Genomic DNA, 8,823 nt, shown 5'->3' with positions numbered 1-8,823 from the left:
ATGAGGAGGATTTGAAAAGTAGTGGAAAAGTTTTTGACCATGCCTTTATTAAATCAAAAACTACAGGCTTTGAAGATTTGATTAAGGAATTGGAACAATCAAATCTGGAGGAATTGATTTTACAAAGTGGACTGGAACCTGATTTGGTATTTCAGGCTGCAGCATTGCTCAGAGACAATCAAAAAATCATCATCGCTTGGGCAATGGGAGTTACCCAGCACCGGAATGCAGAAGATACCATCAGGGAGATCGTCAACTTAATATTACTGAAAGGATCTATTGGAAAGAAAGGAGCAGGCACCCTTCCCGTCAGAGGGCACAGCAATGTGCAGGGAGATAGGACTATGGGGATTTGGGAAAAAATGCCGGATACTTTTTTGGATAGGATGGAAAGGGAATTTGAATTTAAGGCTCCCAGAAAACATGGAAACTCTACGGTGGAGGCAGTTAAAGCCATGGCCAAAAATAAGGTCAAAGTGTTTTTCGGATTGGGAGGTAATTTCTGTTTGGCGGCACCTGATACCAACCTGGTTTTTGAGGGACTGAGAAACTGTGATCTTACAGCCCATGTTTCCACCAAACTCAACAGGAGTCATTTAATCCATGGAAAAGCAGCACTTATTCTCCCTTGTTTGGGGAGGACAGATGCGGATGTAAGTACCAAAGGCTCACAATTTGTAAGTACCGAAGATACCGGAGGAAGGGTAAGAATGTCCATGGGAGATCTGCCACCGGTTTCTCCGAATCTCAAGAGCGAAGTGGAAATCATCTGTGGAATTGCACAGGCAACATTGAAAAACAAAAGCAAAACAGATTGGAAATCATTAGCTCAGGATTACGACCTTATCAGAGAAAAAATAGAAGCTGTGATTGACGGTTTTGAGGATTATAATCAAAGAGTCAGAAAAGCAGGAGGCTTTTACCTGCCCAATTGCAACCGGGAAGGAGAGTTTCAAACCCAGGATGGGAAAGCCCATTTCACTGTCAATCCCTTGCCCCAAAATGAAATCGGAAAAGGGAATTTTATTTTGATGACTGTTAGAAGTCATGACCAGTTCAATACGACTGTTTATGGTTTTGATGATAGGTATCGGGGAATCAAAAACAGTAGGGAGGTAGTTATGATGCATGAAGATGATATGAAAACCATTGGAGTTGCATCAGAAGATTTTGTGGATATCACTGGCCATTTCAATGGGCAAAAAAGAGAATTAAGAGATTTCCAAGTGGTACCATATCAGATATCCAAAGGTTGTGTTGGGGTTTATTTTCCTGAGGGGAATGTATTGGTTGCCATAGACAATAAATCCCCCGAATCCTTTTGCCCTGCATCCAAATTTGTGGAGGTATCGATCAAAAAATCCGGTATCCGATGAAAACAGATTCTCCGGTAACTTGGGTCAAAATCAATTCCTGGAATGATAATCTGCTGGAATCCAAAAACGATCTTTTGGCGGTTGAAGAACCTTTACAGATCAAATTGCAATTTGGTAAAGGGGAGGCATGGAAGGAAAAAGCCCTTACAGTGACGATGAGAACTCCCGGTCATGATTTTGAACTGGCAACCGGATTTTTATTGGCAGAAAACATCATTCAAAAAAGAGATGATATCCAATTGATCAGGTATTGCAAAAAAGTCAAACCAGAAGAAAAAGGAAATGTGTTGATCGTCAAACTCGATCCTTCGGTTGAGTTTGATCCGACAAGCTTAGACCGGCAGTTTCTGACCAATTCCAGTTGTGGTATCTGTGGCAAAAGCGCCATTGATTCCATTAGCACATTGGGAGTGAAAATGGAACCCGGGATACCTAAAATCAAATCCGAACTCTTTTCTCTTTTGAACAAAAGGCTTTTGGAAGTCCAGGTAGGTTTCAAATATACTGGGGGGATGCATGCAGCGGCATTGTTCAGTTCAAATGGGGAGTTATTGATTCTTCGCGAAGATGTTGGTCGCCACAATGCCTTTGATAAAGTGGTAGGTGCCGCATTGGAAAATGACATCATGCCTTTAGATCAGCACTTGGTGATGCTGAGTGGCAGAATAAGTTTTGAATTGGTCCAAAAATCCATCAAAGCAGGAATTCCCATTTTGGTAGCAGTAGGTGCCCCTTCAAGTTTGGCCGTTTCAATGGCAGAAGAAAAAGGAATTACCCTTATAGGTTTTTTAAAAAGCGGCAGCTTCAATATCTATTCAGGAAAAGAGCGGGTTCTATTTCCGGATTAGGAAAATAGTTTCCTATCTTTTGGTATCGGTAAAGCAAACCAAATTTTAGGCTAGAAAATTAAATGACACCTTCTTCCGTCTTCCGTCTTCGGTCTTCCGTCCCCAAAAAAAAATTTCAATTGGAAAGAAAGCCGATAACCACATTTCCAATCATTTCAAAGAATGAATCCCTATCCTATTACCCTCGGTATCCAGAAACAATCCCATATATCCTATATCCTCTGAAATCAATGTTTTTCTCTGTAATAATTTTCCTCCTGCGGGTTCAACTTTCTCAAGTTCGATTGCCACATCAGTACTCGAAAAATAAACCAAAACCCCTTCAGTACTTGAATTGTAGTATTTTTCATTTTTGACGAGGCTTCCACCGGCACCACTTTTAGTGTGGTCCCAAGGGAACCACGCCATATCGATTTCATCCATTTTGTGCCTATCCAATTTGCAGTCAAAGACATTTTCATAAAAGGCCATTGCTCTTTCCATATTTGAGGCAGGTATTTCAAACCAGCCTACGACCACGTGTTTCATATATGTTTGGGTTTAAACAATAAATTTAAATAAATTGGAGCATAAACTATATAATAACACCAATAAAGATATGGCCAATAAAGATTTATTTCCAAGAAGAGAATTTATCAAAAACACCTCCATACTGACCGCAGGACTGGGTTTATCAATGATTCCAGGATCTGTTTTTTCCGAAATCAAATCAACAAAGAATGGCAAAAGAGTTGGTATCATCGGCTTGGACACTTCCCATAGCATTGCCTTCACCAAAGTGCTGAACGGACATAAAGATTCTAAAGATTTCCTTGGTTACCATGTGGTAGCTGCCTATCCTTACGGCAGCAGGGATATCAAGTCGAGCATGGATAGAATTCCCGGTTACACCGAGGAGATCAAAAAAACGGGAGTTGAAATAGTGAGTTCCATTGCTGAACTTATGAATAAAGTGGATGTGGTCTTATTGGAAACCAATGATGGGAAACGCCATTTAGAACAGGCAATGGAAGTTTTCAAAGCCGGAAAGAGGATGTTCATTGATAAGCCAATGACAGCTTCACTAAAAGATGCGATAGCGATTTTTGAAGCAGCCGATAAGTATAGAATTCCCGTTTTTTCTTCCTCGTCCTTACGGTATATCACAGGAGTAGATAAAATCGATAAAAAATCAGTTGTTGGGGCAAGCGCATTTAGTCCTGCGGTATTGGAACCTACGCATCCTGACTTGTTCTGGTATGGCATTCACGGGGTGGAGATATTGTTTACCGTGATGGGAACAGGCTGTGAATCCGTGGTAAGGGTCAGTACCAAAGATACTGATGTGGTGGTCGGAACTTGGAAAGATGGTCGGATAGGGACATTCAGAGGTACAAGATCCGGCAAACATAATTATGGAGGAATGGCATTTACCGAATCAGGGAATGTTGTCTTGGGTCCTTATGCAGGATACGAACCCTTGCTGGTGGAAATTGTGAAATATTTTGATACCGGACTTGTTCCGGTACAACCGGAAGAAACCCTAGAAATCCTCGCTTTTATGGAGGCTGCGGATGAAAGCAAGAGGTTGGGCGGAAAAAGTGTTTTCATCAAAGATATGATGGGAAAAGCTCAAAATAAGTAACAGGCCATTAATAATATAATCCTTTAAAAACAGCGCAAAATGTATAATTATCAAAAAGTTCTACAAATAACCGGCCTCGTGCTAGGGATGATCATTTTATGGGGATGCCAGGAACAAAAAACCAGTCAAAACCATGGTGATCCTGAAAATATTGAAGCAATAAAATCTATCATTAAGAAGAAAAATACCCAGATCGAATCTTGGTATAAAAGAGGGATGGTGGATTCTTTGGCTTCTGCATTTGCACCGAATGTGGTACAGTTTCCACCCAATTTATCTCCGGTGGTAGGGAAACAGGCATTTACCGATTGGTGGATACAATCCTTGAAAGCTGGAAAATGGGATTTTAATCGCAGGACCCAGGATATCAAAATCAGTGGGTCTATTGCAGTAGAACTTGGAAAATATACCCTGAACTTTGAACCTTATTCTCAATCGCCCATGCCTGCCTTTTCAGACAAAGGCAATTATGTAGTGCTTTGGGAAAAATTTGACGGGGATTGGAAAATTGTATGGGATGCTCCTGTCAGTGAAGTTCCTTCCAAATTGTCAAGATAATCCCATCAGCAGGCTGTATTATCAGCCTGCCAATGGGAACCATCTGGATTTCCAATTTCTATATTCAGAAAGAGAAACCCTGAACCTTGCAAAACTCCCTTCGTGGATGGCAAGTAATTCACCATCCACAAATTCCGCAAACTTGTCACGATCTTCTTTCGGAAGTTTTGCGGCTTTTGATTTGATCAAATCAGAACCTTTTTTCGGACTCATATTTCCAGAGATGATCTCAGTAATCAGACTTTTGATTTCATCCCTGTATTTGGTCCTAAAAGGATCCGGCTCGCTTACATTCTGTCGAATCGCTGCATAGCGAACAGCAGATTTCTCATAAGCCCACATAAAGATGTCCTTCAACAGATCCATTTGATTTAATTCATAAACCCCAAGAATTCCCTGCGTATAAAGTTCATTTGGAACCTCCACAAAGGAAATCGGAGATAGGTTATGCCTGAACAAGGGTATATTGGCCGCCAATCGGGAAGTCCTTTTATTGACATCATCAAAAGGCTGCAAATATGGAAGGTGTACCATCATGAAGAATGCCTGTTCAAAGGGATTCTCAATGGCTTTTGCTTTTTCCAATATCAGATCAAACTGCTCAGCTATCAATTGTGGGATGGACAGCGGAGTATAAGCCGATTGATAAATGCCAACCGGAATAGACCTCAGCATACCGATTGAATTAGGATCCCGCATCAGGTTATCAGCCAATAAAGCGTGAAGATTCAATAGGATATACTTATTGAAGTCAATTTCCTCACCCAATTGGATCAAAAACTCAATCGCATCCTTGTGATTGATGATCATTTGCGCCTCCTCCAAGGATTTGCCCTCAGCAGACTCACCCAATTCAATCAACCTTTGGGTATCCAACAAAGAATAGGTATTACCTTCCAGCCTACTTGAGTTCCAGGACAGGTCAATCAACAACCTGTTCAGGATTTCCTTGGCATGGGTACCGGCAGGTTGATTTTTATTATTGGTCTGACCCAGGACAGTCAATTTGTGGATTTCATCATATGCCAGATAAGCATCGAAATTTGGTCTGTAAGATCTCAAAAGGTTCAAATTGTAACCGACCTTTTTTCTTTCCGCAAGTGGTTTTGACAAATAGCTGATAATACCTTTCCCTTCTTTGGAAATAGAAATCCCCTCCTTTTTGGGACGTATAAGTCTTTCCTGCTCTTTTTCCATGACCATACTTAGATCATAGGAAATATGGTATTTGGTGGATTTCGATCCCCCTGAGGCATAAATCTCTCCTTCCTCTCTCAGTTTTTTGAGACGGCGCTGCAAAGTCCTCAACTCCAAATCCACCCCATCACCATGAAGGATATCCTCAATAGAAGCACCATAAGGGAATCTCTCTATTATTCCTTTGATTACCAGAAGATCTCGTTTCGTGGATATATTTACCATTGTCGCAAATTTTATTATTCACGTCAAATTTACGACAATATTTCAGGTAATAAAATTAAACGACACTTTTTTTTAATTCACGACAAAAGTTTTACTACGGTTTTAAAAAAGGTCTAAAATCACGAGGTGTTTTATTTTAAGTTTTACTGAGAGACAACTTTGCCTTCCTTAATAACTTTTTGAACTTGAATCTGACTTTCCCCTTCCAAAGAAAAAACAACCACCTCATTTCGTTGATCCAAATCCGCAAAAGTATTGGGAATAATTGACCCCATTTTCCAAGCTTCTGAAAGCGATTTCAAGTTTTTGTCAATTAGAAATTGTACTCCCTCAATTAAATTTTTGCACGCTCCGGCCAAAAGGCCATTTCCATGCTTCAATGACAGTTTTCCGTTTGGTTCCAGTATCACTCGTTCTCCGATATGAGTGCGATACTCTCCGGCTTCCATTCCACAAAACATCGTACTGTCACTTATCAAAAAAGCCTTTTCACATTTGGTTTTTAAAACTACTTTCAGAAAAGACTCTCCCAAATGAAAACCATCTGCGATCAGGCTGGCAAATAATTCATCATGGGCCAATTGGTCCCACAGTAAATTGGGATGACGGGGAAGCATCAAAGGAACCGCATTGCCCAAATGGGTGGAAAGACTTGCACCTTCTTCCACAGCTCTGGATATTTCCTCATTAGTTGCCAGGGTATGCCCAATGGTTACCTTTATTCCTGATTCACGACATTTTTTGATCAGGCCTAATGCCCCATCTAACTCAGGTGCCAGAGTGATCAGTTTTATCATTCCACCTGAAGCTTCCTGAAATTCTTCGATCAATTTCCAGTTTGGGGTTTGAATGTATTTAGCATCATGTGCACCTTTTGCCCCATCAAGTGAAGAGATAAATGGACCTTCCAAATGAATACCACCAATGCAGGAGGAGATCAAAGAATTTTGGGATACGGCCTGACGGAAAGTTTTAAGGATTTGAAGGATCTTATTTTTTTCATTGGTTATCAGGGTTGGAAAAAAAACAGTTACTCCCTTGCCAAGCAGGTATTGGGTGGCTTTTAATATTTCTTCTGCGGTAACTTTTTCATTGTTGAAATCGACCCCATTGACTCCGTTTACCTGCAAATCCACCAGTCCAGGACCAAAAATTAGCTTTGAATTAAAATAGCTTGCCAAAGGTCGTATTCTGGTCAGGAAATACTTCCCGGAGGAATTTAAGAAAGCCAGATTTCCTGAGATACAATCTTCCCCGATCAGTTCTTTCTCATTACCATTAGTGACGGGATTCGGATACGAATCTTTATCAGTGAAAAGCTGACAGTTCCCATGCAGCCTCAAAATCGAAGCAGGGCAAAGGGTTTCTATAGAGCCTGAAAGCGCCTGAGTCAAAGCTTTTTGCTTGTTTTTACCCGGCACAACACAGGAGATAAAATCGGCATTTAACAGTGCGGGAACGGTAAGGGTCAGGGCATGTTTCGGGACTTCCTCCAGATTGGGAAAACAGCCGTCGTTTACCTGCTGCTGCCGGCATGCTGCATCAAGTGCTACTTTTTTTACTGTAGCAGGATCATCGAATGCTGCTACAGGAGGATCATTGAAAGCAATATGTCCATTTTCACCTATACCCATGCAGACAATATCAATAGGTGATTCCTCAATAAGGGCCGCGTACCGGAGACATTCTGCCCCTGGATCATTGTTGCCATCAATCAGGTGTATTTCCTTAAATGGGATATGACCAAATATTTTCCTTTTGAGAAAATTGGCAAAAAGAGCGGGATGTTCTTTTGGAAGTCCAAGGTATTCATCCATATGAAATGCTATGATCCTGTTCCAGGGGATATCCATGATGTTGAGCAAAGATTTCAGAAACTCATTTTGGGAAGGTGCCGCTGCAAATACCATCCTAATGCATTCTTTTTTGGCCAGAAGTTCAAGGATTTTTGATGCCACAGCTTTTGCTGCAGCCTTACCCATTTCTTTCCTCGAATCGAAAACATTTACCTCCATTTTTATTCTTGACTTATGGATTTAAGAAGCGATTTAACATTTTCCGGAACCTTTTTAATCTGGATCAATCCGATACCTACATAGACTATGGCAGATACTATCAAAGGTAAACTGACCTGTAAAGCCAAACTACTGATTTCAATGTTTTTGGTCAAAATAAATGTCAACAATCCTGAAAATATAGATCCAATGGCTGCAATCGGCCCACAGGACCTGAAAGCGGGGATTAGCCCAAAAAGCATTGGGATGGCAATCGGGCCTACCAAAGCACCAAACCAGGAAATAATCAAGCCCAGTATTCCACCAAAGTATTCATATTGAAGTGCGATCAGTATGGTCATGCTGGTGAAAATGAATGTGGTAATCCTGGCAATTGCCAATGACGATTTGCCATGACCGAACTTTTCCGAAAACGTGGGCAAAATATCCCGTGTGATCACTGCGGAAATGGTATTGATGTCTGAGGAGGTCATGGACATGGTATTGGCAAATAAGGAAGCAATGACCAATCCTACCAAACCCGATGGTAAGAGCAACAGCGTAAGTTCGCCGTAAGACTGACTGGGGTCAATCAAATCAGGTAATAAAATCGGTGCTGCCCACATGGGGAAAAATAAAATCAAGGGCCAAATCAGGTATAAAATCCCCGAAAGTCTTGCTGCTTTGATGGCCTGATTTTCGGAAGGAGATGAAATATACCTGGTAGCCAGATTCCATTGACCTCCATTGTAGGAAAGGAAATTGATGAATAAAAAAGCCAGGGCAAAACCGGCACCGTATGGTTCGTTGAAAGGTTGACTGTTTTCAGCAGGAAGCTGATCCCAAATGGTCAAGATACTTTCAAACCCATCCATATATTGTAATACCGCCACAAACATCACTACACCTGCCAAAAGCTGAACAATGAATTGGGTAAAGTCTGTGATCACAACCGCCCAAAGCCCACCGAAAGTAATGTATAGAAGAGAAATTCCACCTGA

8 protein-coding genes are annotated in these 8,823 nt (G+C 41.1%); 4 read left to right on the top strand and 4 right to left on the bottom strand.

Annotation, left to right across the window (positions count from 1 at the left end):
- Both ACEW8O_RS09015 and fdhD read left to right on the top strand, forming a co-directional pair.
- The coding region (locus ACEW8O_RS09015; protein ID WP_373494295.1) for a molybdopterin-dependent oxidoreductase at window positions 1-1,376 on the top strand (1,376 nt) is incomplete at its 5' end.
- A complete protein-coding gene (gene fdhD / locus ACEW8O_RS09010) occupies window positions 1,373-2,224 on the top strand; it encodes a formate dehydrogenase accessory sulfurtransferase FdhD (RefSeq protein WP_373494294.1) in 852 nt (283 codons plus the stop codon). The genes ACEW8O_RS09015 and fdhD, both read left to right, overlap by 4 nt.
- Before the next feature lie 150 nt (window positions 2,225-2,374).
- Here the strand turns inward: fdhD and ACEW8O_RS09005 are convergent, their stop codons facing one another.
- Window positions 2,375-2,752, bottom strand: coding sequence for a VOC family protein (locus ACEW8O_RS09005; protein WP_373494293.1), 378 nt, complete (start codon window positions 2,750-2,752; stop codon window positions 2,375-2,377).
- A gap of 70 nt (window positions 2,753-2,822) precedes the next feature.
- Between ACEW8O_RS09005 and ACEW8O_RS09000 the strand changes: the two genes are divergently transcribed.
- Together ACEW8O_RS09000 and ACEW8O_RS08995 are read left to right on the top strand one after the other, a co-directional pair.
- On the top strand, window positions 2,823-3,848 hold the full coding sequence (locus ACEW8O_RS09000; protein ID WP_373494296.1) for a Gfo/Idh/MocA family protein: 1,026 nt from the start codon (window positions 2,823-2,825) through the stop codon (window positions 3,846-3,848).
- Window positions 3,849-3,887: 39 nt separating this feature from the next.
- Window positions 3,888-4,406: a DUF4440 domain-containing protein gene (locus ACEW8O_RS08995; RefSeq protein ID WP_373494292.1), complete on the top strand. Its 519-nt coding sequence runs from the start codon at window positions 3,888-3,890 to the stop codon at window positions 4,404-4,406.
- A 21-nt stretch (window positions 4,407-4,427) separates the two neighbouring features.
- Here ACEW8O_RS08995 and ACEW8O_RS08990 read toward each other — a convergent pair whose 3' ends face one another.
- The 3 genes from ACEW8O_RS08990 to ACEW8O_RS08980 all read right to left on the bottom strand — a co-directional run.
- Complete coding sequence (locus ACEW8O_RS08990; RefSeq protein ID WP_373494291.1) at window positions 4,428-5,828, bottom strand: Fic family protein; 1,401 nt, start codon at window positions 5,826-5,828, stop codon at window positions 4,428-4,430.
- A 143-nt stretch (window positions 5,829-5,971) separates the two neighbouring features.
- Window positions 5,972-7,843 (bottom strand): 6-phosphogluconolactonase, encoded by a 1,872-nt coding sequence (locus ACEW8O_RS08985; RefSeq protein WP_373494290.1) that lies wholly within the window; start codon window positions 7,841-7,843, stop codon window positions 5,972-5,974.
- Window positions 7,844-7,845: 2 nt separating this feature from the next.
- The coding region (locus ACEW8O_RS08980) for a sodium:solute symporter family transporter (protein WP_373494289.1) at window positions 7,846-8,823 on the bottom strand (978 nt) is incomplete at its 5' end.

Source organism: Aquiflexum sp. (assembly GCF_041749095.1).
In the GTDB taxonomy this organism is placed as follows: Bacteria; Bacteroidota; Bacteroidia; order Cytophagales; family Cyclobacteriaceae; genus Aquiflexum.
The sequence above is the reverse complement of the archived record's forward strand: the minus strand, read 5'-3'. Positions and strand labels throughout refer to the sequence as shown.

What these genes read in the sequence shown, in the direction of transcription:
- fdhD (WP_373494294.1), top strand. Translation starts at nt 1,373, where the DNA reads ATGAAAACAGATTCTCCGGTAACTTGGGTCAAAATCAATTCCTGGAAT.
- ACEW8O_RS09005 (WP_373494293.1), bottom strand. Translation starts at nt 2,752, where the DNA reads ATGAAACACGTGGTCGTAGGCTGGTTTGAAATACCTGCCTCAAATATG.
- ACEW8O_RS09000 (WP_373494296.1), top strand. Translation starts at nt 2,823, where the DNA reads ATGGCCAATAAAGATTTATTTCCAAGAAGAGAATTTATCAAAAACACC.
- ACEW8O_RS08995 (WP_373494292.1), top strand. Translation starts at nt 3,888, where the DNA reads ATGTATAATTATCAAAAAGTTCTACAAATAACCGGCCTCGTGCTAGGG.
- ACEW8O_RS08990 (WP_373494291.1), bottom strand. Translation starts at nt 5,828, where the DNA reads ATGGTAAATATATCCACGAAACGAGATCTTCTGGTAATCAAAGGAATA.
- ACEW8O_RS08985 (WP_373494290.1), bottom strand. Translation starts at nt 7,843, where the DNA reads ATGGAGGTAAATGTTTTCGATTCGAGGAAAGAAATGGGTAAGGCTGCA.